Below are 14,313 nucleotides of genomic sequence, written 5' to 3'. Positions count from 1 at the left end.
CCTCCCCGCCGACCCCGCCACCGACGAGCTGGCCGCCGGCACCGAGCCCGCCGAGGTCGTACGCCGCCACCCCGCCTCGCCCGCCGCCTGGGCAGCGCTCGCCACGGCCGCCAAGGAGGCCGGCGCCGAGGACGTGACGGTCTACGCCTACGCCCGTGTCGGCTACCACCGCTCGCTCGACATGCTGCGCCGCAACGGCTGGAAGGGCCACGGCCCGGTGCCGTGGGAGCACGAGCCCAACCGCGGCTTCCTCACCTCGCTGGCTCTCCTGGCCGAACAGGCCAAGGCGATCGGCGAGACCGACGAGTGGGAGCGCTGCAGCGAGTTCCTCCGCGACAGCAGCCCCACGGCGTACGACACTCTCCTGGGCTGATTACCGAATCGCGTCGGACCAGCGATTTCGCCTAGCCTTGCCCTGTGACTGAGCAGACCACCAACGCGCCAGATGCCCCCGAGGTTCAGCAGAGCCTCAACGAGCAGATGCTGGTCCGGCGCGAGAAGCGCGAGCGCCTGCTGGCCGAGGGCAAGAAGGCGTACGCCATCGAGGTCGGCCGCACGCACACGCTCGCCGAGGTGCGGGAGGCCTACGAGGACAAGCTCGAGGCCGGCGAGGAGACCCAGGACGTGGTCACCGTCGCCGGTCGGGTCATGTTCGTCCGCAACACCGGCAAGCTGGCCTTCGCGACGCTCCAGGAGGGGGTCGGCACCCGGCTCCAGGTGATGCTCTCGCTGGCCGAGGTGGGTGAGGAGTCGCTCGCGGAGTGGAAGAGCCTGGTCGACCTCGGCGACCACGTCGCCGTCACCGGCCGGGTGATCTCCTCGCGCCGCGGCGAGCTCTCCATCATGGCGAGCGAGTGGCAGATGGCCTCCAAGGCGCTGCGACCGCTGCCGGTGCTCCACAAGGAGCTCTCCGAGGAGTCGCGGGTCCGCCAGCGCTACGCCGACCTGATCGTGCGCCAGGAGGCGCGCGACATGGTGCGTACGCGCGCGAAGATCACCCAGGCGATCCGCCGCTGCCTGGAGGACGAGGGTTACCTCGAGGTCGAGACCCCGGTGCTGCAGCTCATCCACGGTGGCGCCCACGCGCGGCCGTTCAACACCCACATGAACGCGTTCGACCAGCCGATGACGCTGCGCATCGCGCTCGAGCTCAACCTCAAGAAGGCGGTCGTCGGCGGCGTCGACAAGGTCTACGAGATCGGCCGGATCTTCCGCAACGAGGGCGTCGACTCCACGCACAGCCCCGAGTTCACGATGATCGAGGCCTACCAGGCCTACGGCGACCAGTTCACGATCGCCGAGCAGATCCGGAAGATGTACCTCGCCGCCGCCGACGCGGTCGGCTCCCGCCAGGTGGAGACGGAGGCGGGCGTCATCGACCTCGACGGCGAGTGGAAGTGGCTGCCGGTCTACGAGGGTGTCTCCGAGGCCGTCGGCGTCGAGGTCACCCCCGACACCGACGTGGAGACGCTCAGGGCGCTGGCCGACAAGCACGACGTCGAGCTCGACCCGGCCTGGGACGCCGGCAAGATCGTCATGGAGCTGTGCGGCGAGCTGGTCGAGCCCCACCTGATCCAGCCGACCTTCCTGTGCGACTTCCCGGCGATCGCCCAGCCGCTGGCGCGGATCAACGACGAGGAGCCGGGCAAGGTCCTGGCCTGGGACCTGATCATCGGCGGCGTCGAGCGCGGCACCGGCTTCACCGAGCTGATCGACCCGGTCGTGCAGCGCGAGGTGCTCACCCAGCAGTCGCTCCTCGCCGCCGGCGGCGACCCCGAGGCGATGCAGCTCGACGAGGACTTTCTGCGCGCGCTGGAGTACGGTGCCCCGCCGATGGGCGGCCTCGGGCTCGGCCTGGACCGGGCGATCATGCTCTTCACCGGTGCCGGGATCCGCGAAACGATCCTCTTCCCGCTGCTCAAGCCGGAGGCATGACAACTATCTGGCACTAGAGTGCCAGACATGGAGAACGGCCGGTCACAGACGCTGATGACCGCGCTCGGGTTCGACCCGGGCGCGGCGCAGCTCTACAGTCGCCTCCTCCCGCTCAACGGGTGGCCGGTGGTGGTCGTCGCGGCGACGCTGTCGACCTCGGAGGACGAGCTGAAGGAGGAGGCCGCGCCGCTGATCGAGAGCGGCGTGATCTGCGTCAGTGAGACCCTGACGGTGCTCAGCCCGACAGCAGTGGTCGCCCACATGCTGGAGCGGGCCGCGACCAGGGCGCAGGATGCCCACGACCACCTGCTCAAGATCTCCCAGTCGGTCCCGTACGTCGCCGGCACCGCCGCACGACTCCCGGCCCCGATCGGCGAGGAGCATCCCATCGAGGGCGAGGTGATCACCACCGAGTTCACGCCGGAGACCTTCGAGCGGCTGGTCTCGGCGACCTCGGGCGACATGATGTGGCTGCGCCCGGCAGTCACCGTGCACCCCTCCGAGATGCGGTTCATCTCGGTCATCGAGGCGACGATCAAGTCGGGCCGCAGGTGTCGCGGCATCTACCCGGTGGCGGCCCTGAAGCACTCGCCCGACGTGCTGCGGATGCGCGTCGAGATCGGCGAGGAGATCCGGATCCTGCCCCGCGTCGCCACCCATCTGATGGTCGTCGGCAGCACCCACGCGATGTTCCCGGACCCGCTCGGCCCGGTGGAGCAGCCGATGATCAACGTACGCCAGCGGGGCATCGTCGAGGTGGTCACCTGCTACTTCGAGGAGCTGTGGCACCGGGCCCTCCCGGCGGCCGAGCTGGAGGACCTGCCGAACGCCGAGCGCCGGCTGCTGCTCGCCGAGCTGGCCAGCGGAGCCCAGGACGAGCAGATCGCCCGGAGGCTCGGAGTCTCGCTGCGTACGGTCCGGCGACGGGTCGCCGAGCTGCTCGAGGAGCTCGGCGCGACCTCCCGGTTCGAGGCGGGAGTCGAGGCCGCCCGGCGAGCCTGGCTGTGACGTACGGGCCGGTATTTGCTAGCGTGTGGTCGCAAGAGCCCTGGTCTTGCCAGGGTTTTTTGCTTTCTGTAGATGGATCGAGCACACACTAGATATTGGTGCGTTGAGCAGCCGCCTCCGGGCGGAGGGACTCCGTCCGGAGCGAAGGAGCAACACATGCCCGCGATCACGATCATCGGCGCCCAGTGGGGCGACGAAGGCAAGGGCAAGGCGACCGACCTTCTCGGTGAGCACGTCGACTACGTCGTGAAGTTCAACGGCGGCAACAACGCCGGCCACACCGTGGTGATCGGCAAGGAGAAGTACGCCCTCCACCTGCTGCCCAGCGGCATCCTCACCGCCGGCGTCACGCCGGTGATCGGCAACGGTGTTGTCGTCGACCTCGCCGTCCTCTTCGAGGAGCTGACCGGCCTGGAGGAGCGCGGCGTCGACATCTCCAAGCTGAAGCTGTCGGCCAGCGCCCACGTCATCGCCGACTACAACCGTCAGCTCGACAAGGTCACCGAGCGGTTCCTCGGCTCGCGCAAGATCGGCACCACCGGCCGCGGCATCGGGCCGACGTACGCCGACAAGGTCAACCGCATCGGCATCCGCGTCCAGGACCTCTTCGACGAGTCGATCCTGCGCGGCAAGGTCGAGGGTGCGCTGGAGCTGAAGAACCAGCTGCTCTCGAAGGTCTACAACCGTCGCGGCTTCACCGTCGAGGCCGTCGTCGAGGACCTGCTGTCCTACGCCGACCGGATCGCGCCGATGGTCTGCGACACCGGCCTGCTGCTCAACCAGGCGCTCGACAGGGGCGAGACCGTGCTGCTCGAGGGCGGGCAGGCGACGCTGCTCGACGTCGACCACGGCACCTACCCGTTCGTGACCTCCTCCAACGCCACCTCGGGCGGCGCCTGCACCGGCTCCGGCATCCCGCCGAACCGGATCGACCGGGTCGTCGCGATCGTGAAGGCCTACACCACACGCGTGGGCGAGGGTCCGTTCCCGACCGAGCTCTTCGACGCCTCCGGCGACTACCTGCGCGACAACGGCCACGAGTTCGGCACCACCACGGGGCGCCCGCGCCGCTGTGGCTGGTACGACGCCGTCATCGCCCGCTACGCCGCCCGCGTCAACGGCGTCACCGACTTCGTCCTCACCAAGCTCGACGTGCTCGGCGGTCTCGACGAGATCCCGGTGTGCGTGGCGTACGACGTCGACGGTGTCCGCCACGACGAGATGCCCGTCAACCAGTCCGACTTCCACCACGCCAAGCCCATCTTCGAGATGCTGCCCGGCTGGAAGGAGGACATCTCCGGGGCGCGGACGTTCAGCGACCTGCCGGCCAACGCCCAGGCGTACGTGAAGTACGTCGAGGAGATCTCCGGCGCTCCGATGTCGGTCATCGGCGTCGGCCCGGCGCGCGACGAGACGGTCATCATCAACCCGCTCGCGGGCTGAGGCGGACCCGGATCTCGACGGGCGGCGGGGCCCGATATGGTCCGCGCCATGACAAACCCTACCCCCACCCCTATCCCGTCGGCCGAGCTCTCTGACAAGAGCAAGCTGGTCGCCGGGCTGCTCGGGATCTTCCTCGGCTCGTTCGGTGCCGGTCGCTTCTACATGGGCCACACCAAGATCGGTGTGCTCCAGCTCGTCGTCTCCGTCCTCACCTGCGGTGCCGGCGGCCTCTGGGGCTTCATCGACGGCATCATCATCCTGGTCAAGGGTGGTGTGGACGGCCAGGGCCGTCCGCTGCGCGAGAACTGAGGCTGATCCAGCTGCCACACGAACACGGGCGTCGTCCTCCGGGGCGGCGCCCGTGTTCGCTCCGGTCTGATCGGGTCTGACGCCGACCATCTAGAGTTCCGGTGTGACTACTCGCAAGATCCTCGTCGTCGGCACCGGTGGCCGCGAGCACGCGCTCGCGCTGAAGCTCTCCCAGGAGGGGAACGAGGTGTACGCCGCGCCCGGCAACCCCGGGATCGCTGCGTTCGCCACGCTGCGGGACGTGGACATCATGTCCGGCCCCGCGATCGCCGCCCTGGCCGGTGAGCTGGGCGTCGACCTGGTCGTCGTCGGGCCCGAGGCGCCGCTGGTGGCCGGCGTCGCCGACACGGTCCGTGAGGCGGGGATCGCGGTCTTCGGCCCGTCGGAGGCTGCCGCGCAGCTCGAGGGGTCGAAGGCGTTCTCCAAGGACGTGATGTCCGCCGCCGGTGTGCCGACCGCGGGCTCGCGCGTGGCGACCACGCCCGAGGAGGCGGCCGCCGCGCTGGACGAGTTCGGCGCTCCGTACGTCGTCAAGGACGACGCGCTCGCCGCGGGCAAGGGCGTCGTCGTGACGCGTGACCGCGAGGAGGCGCTGGCTCACGCGGCCGCCTGCGAGCGGGTCGTCATCGAGGAGTTCCTCGACGGCCCCGAGGTCTCCCTGTTCGCGATCTGCGACGGCACCCGCGCGTACGCCCTGCAGCCGGCGCAGGACTTCAAGCGGATCTTCGACGGCGGCAAGGGCGGCAACACCGGCGGGATGGGTGCCTACTCGCCGCTGCCGTGGGCGCAGCCGGACCTGGCCGAGGTCGTGCTGGAGACCGTCGTCCAGCCGACCCTGGCCGAGATGGAGAAGCGCGGCGCCCCGTTCGTCGGGTGCCTCTACGTCGGGCTCTCGCTGACCGCCAAGGGCCCGAAGGTGATCGAGTTCAACTGCCGCTTCGGCGACCCCGACTCGCAGCCGGTGCTCGCGCTCCTGGAGTCCTCGCTGGGCGACCTGCTGTTCGCGGCCGCCACCGGCGCGCTCGACACGGTCGAGGCGCCGACCTTCTCCGACGGCGCCTCGGTGACGGTCGTGCTGGCCTCGGCCGGCTACCCGGAGTCCTCCTCGAAGGGCGACGTCATCACCGGCGTCGGCAACGCCAACTCGATCAACGACGTGGACGTGATCCACGCCGGCACCGCCATCGTCGACGCCTCCACGCCGGAGGAGCCCGACCACCGCCACCTGGTCACCGCGGGCGGCCGCGTCCTGGCGGTCCGCGCGACGGGCTACGACATCGACGACGCGCGCTCGCGGGCGTACGCAGCCGCCGACCTGATCACCTTCGACGGTCTCCAGCGGCGCTCCGACATCGCGGCCGAGCCGCTCGGTGTCGTCGAGGGCGCCTCGCTGCTTTGAGCGTCGGCGTAGTCTGCCGAGCATGACCTGGGTCGTGTTCGGCGTCGCCGTCGTTGTCGTGCTCGGCCTGCTGATCGCAGCCTGCAACAAGGCCCTGCGCTCCTCGCGCCGTGGCGTCTCCGCCGGGATCGGCGACGGCCTCGGCAACTTCATCGACGTCTTCGACCCGGGCAACGCCCGCGCCGCGCGCGACCTGAAGGAGCAGGACAACGTCGGCCACGTCATCCCGTCGCCCGACGGCGACGACCCGCCTCACGGGGTCGACCTGAAGGCCGGGCGCGTCCATCCGGCGGGCGTGACCCAAGGCAGGATAGTGCTCAAATGAGCACTATCCTGCTCAGTCCTCCGCGGGTGGTGTGACCGCCTCGTCAGGGCGGTGCTGGATGACGTCCTCGTAGTAGGACTCGGCGGCGTTGATGAGCTTGACCCACTCTCCGGCGAACTGGGAGAGCACCCAGCGGTGCTCCAGGATCTCGTGGAACATCTGCGCCGGGGTGAGCTTGGCGGCGGCGCCGGGAGGGCGCATCGCGACGATGGGCTCGTAGATCTCGCGCAGCCAGCGGCCGGCGGCGACCTCGATCGGCTGGTCGCCGAGCTCGCGGGTGGCGCGGTAGGCGGAGATGTCGTTGAGGATCCGTCGTGCCTGGGCGTCCTGGACGTCGAGCCCGGTCAGCGCGCGCAGCTCGCGACGGTGGTGGCCGAGCTCGACCACCCGCGGGCGCAACGCCACCGTGTCGCCGTCCTCGCTGGTGGTGATGTCGAGCTCCTCCACGTCGAAGCCGAGGTCGTGGAGGCGCTCGATGCGCTGCTCGATGTGCCACATCTCCTCGGCGGAGAAGACCTGCTCCTCGGTGAGCTCGCGCCACAGCGCGTCGTAGCGGGTCTGCAGCCGCTCGACGATCGCGTCGATCGGGAAGGCCTCCGGCAGCGAGTCGCTCGCCTGCAGGTCGAGCAGCTCGCCGTAGATGTTCTGGTAGGCGACGTCGAGGTCGTACTCGCGGAGCCGGTCGGAGAGCTCGGGCTTCAGCTCCCCGGTCTCGGCGTCGACCAGGTAGGCGGCGAACCCGTTCGCGTCGCGGACGAAGAGGACGTTCGACAAGGAGACGTCGCCCCAGTAGAAGCCGGCCAGGTGGAGGCGTACGAGCAGGACGACGAGGGCGTCGATCAGGCTGGGGAGCCGGTCCGCGGCCAGGCCCCGCTCGAACAGGGCGCGGTAGGGGAGCGAGTAGGTGAGGTGCTCGGTCATCAGCGCCGCGTTGAGATCGTTGCCGTCGTGGTCCTTGCGGCCGGTGACGACGCTCTTGGCGACCACCGTCGGCAGGCCGAGACGCTGCAACTCGCGCAGCATGTTGTACTCCCGCCGGGCGATGTCGGCCTGGGTCTCCTTGACCGCGTAGACGTGGTTGCGCACGCGCACGATGCGTACGACGTGTCGGCTCAGGCCACGGGTCAGCGGCACCACGACGTCGTCCGGCCAGTCCTCCAGGGCCCGGGACCAGGGCAGGGTGTAGATCGCCGGGTCCGGCCGGCTGGCGAGGATCTGCAAGGCCATACCGCCACGTTAGTGGGGAACTCGTCGAACATGGGAGAATGTCCGCCGTGACTGTGGTGCCCAACGTCCTCGCCAACCGCTATGCCGCGGCCGACCTCGCCGGGATCTGGAGTCCCGAGCACAAGATCGTGCTGGAGCGCCAGCTCTGGATCGCGGTGCTCAAGGCTCAGAAGGATCTCGGCATCGACGTCCCCGACGGGGTCGTGGAGGCGTACGAGAAGGTCGTGGAGGACGTCGACCTCGACTCGATCGCGGCCCGGGAGCGGGTGACCCGCCACGACGTGAAGGCGCGGATCGAGGAGTTCGCCGCGCTCGCCGGCCACGAGCACATCCACAAGGGCATGACCAGCCGCGACCTCACCGAGAACGTCGAGCAGCTCCAGGTGCTCTCCTCGCTGAAGGTGATCCGTGACCGTGCCGTCGCCACCCTGGCCCGCCTGGCGCGGCTCGCGACCGAGCACGAGACCACCGTCATGGCCGGTCGTAGCCACAACGTCGCCGCCCAGGCGACGACGCTGGGCAAGCGGTTCGCGACCGTCGCCGACGAGATGCTCGTCGGCCTCCAGCGGGTCGAGGAGCTCATCGACCGCTACCCGCTGCGCGGGATCAAGGGTCCGATGGGCACCGCCCAGGACATGCTCGACCTGCTCGACGGCGACGCCGGCAAGCTCGCCGTGCTGGAGGAGCGGGTGGCGGCCCACCTCGGCTTCGACAACGTCTTCACCAGCGTGGGCCAGGTCTACCCGCGCTCGCTCGACTTCGACGCCGTCTCGGCGCTGGTCCAGCTGGTCTCCGGCCCCTCCAACCTGTCGACCACGATCCGGCTGATGGCCGGCAACGAGCTGGTCACCGAGGGCTTCAAGGAGGGCCAGGTCGGCTCGAGCGCGATGCCCCACAAGATGAACTCGCGCTCCACCGAGCGGGTCAACGGCCTCTCCGTCGTGCTCCGCGGCTACCTCTCGATGATCTCCGAGCTGGCCGGCGACCAGTGGAACGAGGGCGACGTCTCCGACTCGGTCGTGCGCCGCGTCGCGCTCCCGGACGCCTTCTTCGCCGCCGACGGGCTCTTCCAGACCTTCCTCACCGTGCTCGACGAGTTCGGTGCCTTCCCCGCGGTGATCCAGCGTGAGCTCGACCGCTACCTGCCGTTCCTGGCGACCACCAAGGTCCTGATGGCGGCCGTCCGCAACGGCGTCGGCCGCGAGGAGGCCCACGAGGCGATCAAGGAGGCCGCCGTCGGCACCGCGCTGTCGATGCGCAAGGGCCAGGCCGAGAACGACGTCTTCGCCAAGCTCGGCGCCGACCCGCGCCTCGGCCTGACCGAGGAGCAGATCCAGTCGCTCGTGGCCGAGCCGATCGAGTTCACCGGTGCCGCGGTCGCGCAGGTCCAGGAGGTCGTACGCCGCGTGGAGGCCGTGACCGCCCGCCACCCCGAGGCCGCGGCCTACACGCCGGGGGAGATCCTCTGAGCCCCGTCATCACCGTCGCGGCGGTCGTCTTCCGCGACGGTGAAGGCCGGATGCTGACCGTCCGCAAGAAGGGCACCGCGAGCTTCATGCTCCCCGGCGGGAAGCTGGAGCCGGGAGAGTCGGCCGCGCAGGCGGCCGTCCGCGAGGTCGCGGAGGAGCTCGGCGTACGTCTTCGGGTCGAGGACCTCACCCCCCTCGGGGAGTTCGAGGCCGACGCGGCCAACGAGCCGGGCCACGTGGTCCGCTCGACGGTCTTCACCTGGGCCGGTGAGGTGACGCCGGACGCGGCCGCGGAGATCGCGGAGCTGCGCTGGGCGACGCTCGCGGAGATCGCCGAGGGCGTCCACTTCGCCCCGCTGACCAGGGAGTACGTCGTCCCGGCTCTCCAGCCCGCCTGATCCTCGGCGCCGGGCGACCGAGCGGTGTCAGACTGTCGGTATGCCCGGGTACTTCGCCGCCGACTCGATGGTCGTCCGTGCGATGCGCCAGCGCGCCGTCGGGCTGACCTGGGGGCAGCGGGCGCTGGTGCTCGGCGGTCTGCACCCGCGGCTCTTCGTCGGCACCGCACAGCACACCGTGCACCGGTCGACCCCCTACACCCGGCTCGCGCTGACCGCCAGGCTGATGGAGACGGTCTTCCTCGGCTCCCGCGAGGAGGCCGACCGGGCGCTGGCGTTCACCGCGCGTCGTCATGCTCCCGTCGACGGGACCATGGAGGTCGACGGCGGCCCCGCTCACCCCGCCGGCTCGCACTACTCGGCCACCGACCCCGGGCTGATGTGGTGGACGGCGGCGTTCGCGCTGGACTCGGTCGAGTTCATGTACGACGCCCTGGTTCGCCCGCTGCGCCCGCCTGAGCGTGAGGAGCTCTTCGACGGGTTCGTGACCTGGGCCGGCCTCTTCGGCATGCCCGCCTCGGCCGCACCGGCGTCGTACCCCGACTTCCGCCGCCGCTTCGACGCCTGGCTCTCTTCGGACGAGCCGTATCTCGTCGACGAGGCGCGGCTGGTCGGCCGCCACATCGCCGGCACCGCGGGCTACCACCTACCCGGCGGGCCGCCGGCCAACGAGACGCTCCGCACCGTGGTCCAGGGCAGCCTCCCGCCGATCGTCCGCGAGCACTACGGCATCCCGTGGTCGGCCGCGGACGAGACGCGATGGCGGGCCGTACGCACGGCCAGCCGCCTCGCCCACGGCCGTCTCTCGCTCCTCGGGTCCACGCCGCTGCTGCGCGGGCGGAGCGAGCACTTCTACAAGGTCGTCCAGCGGGGTGAGCAGTCCTTGGTGCGCCGGGGCGGCGTCAGCATCCCCGGCGTCTCCGACGTCACCTCGGCCTGAGGTCGGCGTCAGGCCGGCTTGACGTCCAGCACGACCTCGAACTCCAGCAGGTCGGCGCCGGTGGAGACCGGCTTGCGCGGCGCCTCGCCCGGCGGGGTCGCGTGGGCGGCGCGGGCATCTCCGTCGCGCCAGGCCGCGAAGGACTCCTCGGAGTCCCAGTGGGTGACCACGAAGTAACGGTCGTCGCCGGCGACCGGGCGGAGCAGCTGGAAGCCGAGGAAGCCCGGGGACTTCTCGACCGCCCCGGCACGCGCCGCGAACCGCTTCTCGAGCTCCGCGCCGGCGCCCTCCGGAACCTGGATTGCATTGATCTTCACCACAGACATGCCGCAAACCTATGCGAGGGCTGGGGACGCGGCGTACGTGCCTGCGACGATGGACGGCATGTCCGATCCGGTAACCGTGACCATCGCCCGTCGAGTCTCCGTGGAGCGCCGCGACGAGATGGTCGCCTGGATGCAGGCCGGGATTCGGCTGGCCAGCGAGTTCCCCGGCTTCCTCGGCGCCGGCTGGGTGCGGCCGGCACCCGACTCCGACCAGTGGCACCTGCTCTACCGCTTCGACTCCCACGAGACCCTCGGCCGCTGGGACAACAGCCGCCAGCGCGGCTGGTGGCTGGGTGCCGGCGAGCCGTTCGTGGAGGAGACCCGGATCGAGCGGCGCACCGGCATCGAGGGCTGGTTCGACCCGCCCAGCACCTACGACGTCGAGCAGGTCTCCGGGGTCGCGACCGCTCCGCCGCGGTGGAAGCAGACGATCACGATCTTCCTGATGTTCTACCCGGTCAGCCTGCTCGCCAACTGGCTGCTCGGGCCGCTCGTCGACGGCTGGGCGCTGCCGCTCAAGGTGCTCGGCGTGATGGCCGTGACGCTGCCGTTCATGACGTACTTCGGGCTGCCGTGGATCACCCGCAACATGGAGTGGTTCCTGCACGGGCGCCCGGCGCCCTGGCGCCGCTAGACCTTCGCGTTGCCGTCCTCGGCGGAGAGGACGGCGTCGAGGAGGCCCGGGAACCGCGCGTCGAGATCCTCGCGGCGCAGCGAGAGGCGCCGGGCCCGGCCGTTGGCCTCGTTGCGGACCACCCCGGACGTACGCAGCACCTTCATCAGGTGCGACTTGGTCGACTTCGGCACGTCCGGGTTGCTCAGGTGGCACTCCGCCATGTCGAGGGGGCCGTCGACCAGCTGGCGGGCGATCGCCAGACGCTCGGGGTCGCTGAGCGCGAAGAGCACGGACGTCAGTGAGATCTCCGACCGATCGGGATGCGGAAGGTCCGGGGAAGAACTCATAGTTCGATAATAGTTGCACAGTCGTCGGAAGGCGCGTACGCTCCCAAAAGGTTCGAAATAATTCGAACGATGGATGGAGTGGTGATGTCGGCAGAGGTGATGAGCGGGACGACGACGGACGTCGTCTCGAAGCGGCGGCTCGGTGCCGGAGTGGCGCTCGGGGCGGTCGTGCTGATGATGGCCGGAGCCAGTGCGCCCTCGCCCTTCTATCCCGACCTCCAGGTCGGCCTCGGCCTGCAGCCCTGGGTGATGACGGCGGTCTTCGCGGTCTACGCGGTGGCGCTGCTCGGCACGCTCCTGGTGTTCGGCTCGGTCTCCGACCATGTCGGTCGTCGCCCGGTGGTGACGGTCGGGTTCGTGCTGCTGGCGGCGAGCTTCGCGCTTTTCCGAAGTGCCGATGCGGCCGCCGCCCTCTTCGAGGCGCGCATCCTGCAGGGCGTCGCCAGCGGCCTGCTGCTCTCCACCCTGTCCGCTGCGGTGGCTGACTTCGAGCGGCCGTCGCGGCCCGGTTCGGCGGCGGTGGTCAACGCGGTCGCGCCGATGGTCGGCCTGGCCGTCGGCGCCGTCGTCGCCGGTGTGGTCCTGCAGCTGAGCGGCGACGCACAGGTCATCGTGTTCGACGCCCTCGTCGTGCTGTCCCTCATGCTCGCGACGGGCGTGTGGCTCGCTCCGGAGACGGCCCCTCGCCACGACGGCCTGCTCGCCTCGCTGCGTCCGCGGGTCGCCGTGCCGCCCGCGATCAGGGGCCTGCTCGCCAGCAGCGCCCCGGCGATCTTCGCCGGCTGGGCCACCGGCGGGCTCTTCCTCTCTCTCGGCGCCGCGATCGTACGCACGGAGCTGGGTGCCGACAGCCACGTCCTCCAGGGGCTCGCGATCGGAGCCCTCGCCGGAGCCGGGGCGGTGGCTGCGTACGTCTTCCGGAACCGCTCCGCGCGGGCGACGACCCTCTACGGCACGGCCGCGCTCGCCGTCGGCACCGTGCTCAGCCTGCTCGCCCTGCTGTCCGGCTCGTCGACGGCCTACCTCGTCGCCGTGGTCGTGGCGGGCACCGGCTTCGGCACCGCCTTCTTCGGCATCCTGCGCTCGATCATGCCGCTCCTTCCCGCCCACGAGAGGGCCGAGGTCTTCGCGGTGATCTTCATCGTGTCCTATCTGGCCTTCGGTGTCCCCGCCGTCGTCGCCGGGCTGCTGACGCCGGAGATCGGTCTCGCGGCCACGACCTACATCTACGGCGCCGTCGTGGTGCTGCTCTCCGCGACCGCCGGGCTGCTGCGCTGGCGCAGCAGCCACTGATCCGGGCACCCCCGTCAGGGGTGGGCGATCGCCCCGCCGCCCTTCCGATCCTGGTACGCCGCCGAGAGCTCGTCGTAGGTCCGGCTGATCCGGGCGAGCTGCTCGGGATCGGCCAGCGGGGCGAGAGCGGTGCTGGTGAAGTAGGCGTTGGTGCGGTTGTAGAGGTCGCGCCCCGGGTCGACCTCGTCGCGGTCGGGGTCCGGGACGGCGTAGACGCCGCGCAGGATCGCCAGGTCGTAGGGGATCGCGAAGGAGTCGGCCGAGTCCTGGTGGCTGAAGAGGTAGGCGAACTCGGGGATCCCGGACCAGGCCACCCCCGACAGGCACAGCGAGCACGGCTCGTGGGTCGCCAGCAGCAGCGAGTCGGCGGGGGCCGGCCGGTCGTCGGCCGGCAGCTCGAAGAAGCGCTTGATGGCATGGATCTCGCCGTGCCACAGCGGGTTCTCGGTCTCGTTGTTGGTCTCGGCCACCACCACGGACAGGTCCGCGCGGCGCAGGATCGCGGCCCCGAAGATCTTGTTGCCTGCGGCCACGCCGGCACGGGTCAGCGGGACGATCTCCTGCTCGATGACGTCCAGCAGGCGGCGTACGTCCGTCTCGTCGAACCGGACCTCCGGCGGCATCAGATCAGGGCCTCGCCGCCGTGGGTGGCGAGCTTGCGGGCGACCTCGGCGAGATCGGCGCGCCAGACGTCCGCGGGGCCGGGCGGGAGGATGTCGTCCCAGTCGGGGGAGAAGCTGCCGCGGAGGGAGAGCAGGTCCTTCGGCCGGGCCAGGAACCACATGTGCAGGTGCTCGGCGCCGTCGCCGATACGCATCGCGTGGCAGCGGGCGATGTTGGGCAGGCTCTCCACGATCCGGGCGATCCGCACGGTGAGGACCCCGAACTCCGCCGCCTGGTGCTCGTCGAGGTCGGGCAGGTCGTAGTGCTCGATCGGCTCGAGCACCAGCACCAGCGGGAGCCCGGACTGCTTCAGGTGCTTCACCCGCCAGCGCTCGTCCTGCCAGATCACGCCGGGCAGATCGGCGCCGCACAGGCTGCAGTCGACACCGTCCTCGCCCGCGCGCGGCTCCTCGGGGGAGGGCGGCGCGAGTGGCTTGGGGGCGATCGCGCCGTCACGTACGACCCACGGGAAGACGTCCCACTCGGTGATGCTCGGCGCGGGCAGGTCACCGCCGGCCTGGACGCGGGCGTAGATCTGATCAGCTGTCTCGGCCATGGCTCGACACCATGCCATAGCGAGCGGCGCTGTAACACGCTGTTCGTGGGACTATCCGG

The 14,313-nt window shown here is 70.5% G+C and carries 17 protein-coding genes; 12 read left to right on the top strand and 5 right to left on the bottom strand.

Annotation, left to right across the window (positions count from 1 at the left end; translation table 11 throughout):
• The 7 genes from G5C66_RS13090 to G5C66_RS13060 all read left to right on the top strand — a co-directional run.
• Nucleotides 1-373, top strand: a 373-nt coding sequence (locus tag G5C66_RS13090) for a DUF3151 domain-containing protein (protein WP_165111390.1), incomplete at its 5' end; no start/stop codon positions are given.
• 107 nt (nucleotides 374-480) lie between these two features.
• A complete protein-coding gene (gene lysS / locus G5C66_RS13085) occupies nucleotides 481-1,935 on the top strand; it encodes a lysine--tRNA ligase (RefSeq protein ID WP_206444074.1) in 1,455 nt (484 codons plus the stop codon).
• 27 nt (nucleotides 1,936-1,962) lie between these two features.
• Complete coding sequence (locus G5C66_RS13080; RefSeq protein WP_165111388.1) at nucleotides 1,963-2,943, top strand: helix-turn-helix transcriptional regulator; 981 nt, start codon at nucleotides 1,963-1,965, stop codon at nucleotides 2,941-2,943.
• 156 nt (nucleotides 2,944-3,099) lie between these two features.
• The gene (locus tag G5C66_RS13075; protein WP_165111387.1) at nucleotides 3,100-4,386 is read left to right on the top strand and encodes an adenylosuccinate synthase; all 1,287 of its coding nucleotides are present in this window, start codon (nucleotides 3,100-3,102) and stop codon (nucleotides 4,384-4,386) included.
• 48 nt (nucleotides 4,387-4,434) lie between these two features.
• Nucleotides 4,435-4,695 (top strand): TM2 domain-containing protein, encoded by a 261-nt coding sequence (locus G5C66_RS13070; protein WP_206444028.1) that lies wholly within the window; start codon nucleotides 4,435-4,437, stop codon nucleotides 4,693-4,695.
• A 103-nt stretch (nucleotides 4,696-4,798) separates the two neighbouring features.
• Nucleotides 4,799-6,094, top strand: a complete 1,296-nt coding sequence (purD, locus tag G5C66_RS13065) for a phosphoribosylamine--glycine ligase (RefSeq protein ID WP_165111385.1) — start codon at nucleotides 4,799-4,801, stop codon at nucleotides 6,092-6,094.
• A 22-nt stretch (nucleotides 6,095-6,116) separates the two neighbouring features.
• Nucleotides 6,117-6,419, top strand: a complete 303-nt coding sequence (locus G5C66_RS13060; RefSeq protein WP_165111384.1) for a hypothetical protein — start codon at nucleotides 6,117-6,119, stop codon at nucleotides 6,417-6,419.
• Nucleotides 6,420-6,431: 12 nt separating this feature from the next.
• Here the strand turns inward: G5C66_RS13060 and G5C66_RS13055 are convergent, their stop codons facing one another.
• Entirely contained in the window at nucleotides 6,432-7,646 is a 1,215-nt protein-coding gene (locus G5C66_RS13055; RefSeq protein ID WP_165111383.1) for a DUF4032 domain-containing protein, read from the bottom strand.
• Between the two features lie 38 nt (nucleotides 7,647-7,684).
• On the opposite strand from G5C66_RS13055, the gene purB reads away from it, so the two are divergent.
• Genes purB through G5C66_RS13040 form a run of 3 tightly spaced genes read left to right on the top strand, consistent with a single transcriptional unit; the run spans nucleotide 7,685 to nucleotide 10,453 of the window.
• Nucleotides 7,685-9,115: an adenylosuccinate lyase gene (gene purB, locus G5C66_RS13050; RefSeq protein WP_165111382.1), complete on the top strand. Its 1,431-nt coding sequence runs from the start codon at nucleotides 7,685-7,687 to the stop codon at nucleotides 9,113-9,115.
• Nucleotides 9,112-9,513: an NUDIX hydrolase gene (locus G5C66_RS13045; protein WP_165111413.1), complete on the top strand. Its 402-nt coding sequence runs from the start codon at nucleotides 9,112-9,114 to the stop codon at nucleotides 9,511-9,513. Before purB ends, G5C66_RS13045 begins: the two co-directional genes overlap by 4 nt.
• A gap of 40 nt (nucleotides 9,514-9,553) precedes the next feature.
• A complete protein-coding gene (locus tag G5C66_RS13040) occupies nucleotides 9,554-10,453 on the top strand; it encodes an oxygenase MpaB family protein (RefSeq protein WP_165111381.1) in 900 nt (299 codons plus the stop codon).
• 8 nt (nucleotides 10,454-10,461) lie between these two features.
• On the opposite strand, the gene G5C66_RS13035 is transcribed toward G5C66_RS13040, so the two are convergent.
• The gene (locus tag G5C66_RS13035; protein WP_165111380.1) at nucleotides 10,462-10,779 is read right to left on the bottom strand and encodes an antibiotic biosynthesis monooxygenase family protein; all 318 of its coding nucleotides are present in this window, start codon (nucleotides 10,777-10,779) and stop codon (nucleotides 10,462-10,464) included.
• Between the two features lie 58 nt (nucleotides 10,780-10,837).
• Between G5C66_RS13035 and G5C66_RS13030 the strand changes: the two genes are divergently transcribed.
• Nucleotides 10,838-11,413, top strand: coding sequence for an antibiotic biosynthesis monooxygenase (locus G5C66_RS13030; RefSeq protein ID WP_241248463.1), 576 nt, complete (start codon nucleotides 10,838-10,840; stop codon nucleotides 11,411-11,413).
• Here G5C66_RS13030 and G5C66_RS13025 read toward each other — a convergent pair.
• Nucleotides 11,410-11,742, bottom strand: a complete 333-nt coding sequence (locus G5C66_RS13025) for an ArsR/SmtB family transcription factor (protein WP_165111379.1) — start codon at nucleotides 11,740-11,742, stop codon at nucleotides 11,410-11,412. The two genes, G5C66_RS13030 and G5C66_RS13025, sit on opposite strands and share 4 nt — an antisense overlap.
• A gap of 69 nt (nucleotides 11,743-11,811) precedes the next feature.
• Between G5C66_RS13025 and G5C66_RS13020 the strand changes: the two genes are divergently transcribed.
• The gene (locus tag G5C66_RS13020) at nucleotides 11,812-13,035 is read left to right on the top strand and encodes an MFS transporter (protein WP_206444026.1); all 1,224 of its coding nucleotides are present in this window, start codon (nucleotides 11,812-11,814) and stop codon (nucleotides 13,033-13,035) included.
• Between the two features lie 14 nt (nucleotides 13,036-13,049).
• On the opposite strand, the gene G5C66_RS13015 is transcribed toward G5C66_RS13020, so the two are convergent.
• Both G5C66_RS13015 and G5C66_RS13010 read right to left on the bottom strand, forming a co-directional pair.
• Nucleotides 13,050-13,658, bottom strand: a complete 609-nt coding sequence (locus tag G5C66_RS13015) for a nucleoside deaminase (RefSeq protein WP_165111378.1) — start codon at nucleotides 13,656-13,658, stop codon at nucleotides 13,050-13,052.
• Nucleotides 13,658-14,254 carry a hypothetical protein gene (locus tag G5C66_RS13010; RefSeq protein WP_165111377.1) on the bottom strand — a complete coding sequence of 199 codons (597 nt, stop codon included), beginning with the start codon at nucleotides 14,252-14,254 and terminating at the stop codon, nucleotides 13,658-13,660. The genes G5C66_RS13015 and G5C66_RS13010 overlap by 1 nt, the downstream gene beginning before the upstream one ends.
• Nucleotides 14,255-14,313 lie beyond the last annotated feature (59 nt).

The organism is Nocardioides turkmenicus, from assembly GCF_011045035.1.
Classification (GTDB): Bacteria; Actinomycetota; Actinomycetes; order Propionibacteriales; family Nocardioidaceae; genus Nocardioides; species Nocardioides turkmenicus.
Note: the sequence above shows the minus strand (reverse complement) of the source record. Positions and strands in the feature narration are given on the sequence as shown.

Excerpts from the sequence above, each read along its gene's own strand:
- lysS (WP_206444074.1), top strand. The coding sequence starts at position 481 with ATGCTGGTCCGGCGCGAGAAGCGCGAGCGCCTGCTGGCCGAGGGCAAG.
- G5C66_RS13080 (WP_165111388.1), top strand. The coding sequence starts at position 1,963 with ATGGAGAACGGCCGGTCACAGACGCTGATGACCGCGCTCGGGTTCGAC.
- G5C66_RS13075 (WP_165111387.1), top strand. The coding sequence starts at position 3,100 with ATGCCCGCGATCACGATCATCGGCGCCCAGTGGGGCGACGAAGGCAAG.
- G5C66_RS13070 (WP_206444028.1), top strand. The coding sequence starts at position 4,435 with ATGACAAACCCTACCCCCACCCCTATCCCGTCGGCCGAGCTCTCTGAC.
- G5C66_RS13060 (WP_165111384.1), top strand. The coding sequence starts at position 6,117 with ATGACCTGGGTCGTGTTCGGCGTCGCCGTCGTTGTCGTGCTCGGCCTG.
- G5C66_RS13055 (WP_165111383.1), bottom strand. The coding sequence starts at position 7,646 with ATGGCCTTGCAGATCCTCGCCAGCCGGCCGGACCCGGCGATCTACACC.
- purB (WP_165111382.1), top strand. The coding sequence starts at position 7,685 with ATGTCCGCCGTGACTGTGGTGCCCAACGTCCTCGCCAACCGCTATGCC.
- G5C66_RS13040 (WP_165111381.1), top strand. The coding sequence starts at position 9,554 with ATGCCCGGGTACTTCGCCGCCGACTCGATGGTCGTCCGTGCGATGCGC.
- G5C66_RS13035 (WP_165111380.1), bottom strand. The coding sequence starts at position 10,779 with ATGTCTGTGGTGAAGATCAATGCAATCCAGGTTCCGGAGGGCGCCGGC.
- G5C66_RS13030 (WP_241248463.1), top strand. The coding sequence starts at position 10,838 with ATGTCCGATCCGGTAACCGTGACCATCGCCCGTCGAGTCTCCGTGGAG.
- G5C66_RS13025 (WP_165111379.1), bottom strand. The coding sequence starts at position 11,742 with ATGAGTTCTTCCCCGGACCTTCCGCATCCCGATCGGTCGGAGATCTCA.
- G5C66_RS13020 (WP_206444026.1), top strand. The coding sequence starts at position 11,812 with ATGGATGGAGTGGTGATGTCGGCAGAGGTGATGAGCGGGACGACGACG.
- G5C66_RS13015 (WP_165111378.1), bottom strand. The coding sequence starts at position 13,658 with ATGCCGCCGGAGGTCCGGTTCGACGAGACGGACGTACGCCGCCTGCTG.
- G5C66_RS13010 (WP_165111377.1), bottom strand. The coding sequence starts at position 14,254 with ATGGCCGAGACAGCTGATCAGATCTACGCCCGCGTCCAGGCCGGCGGT.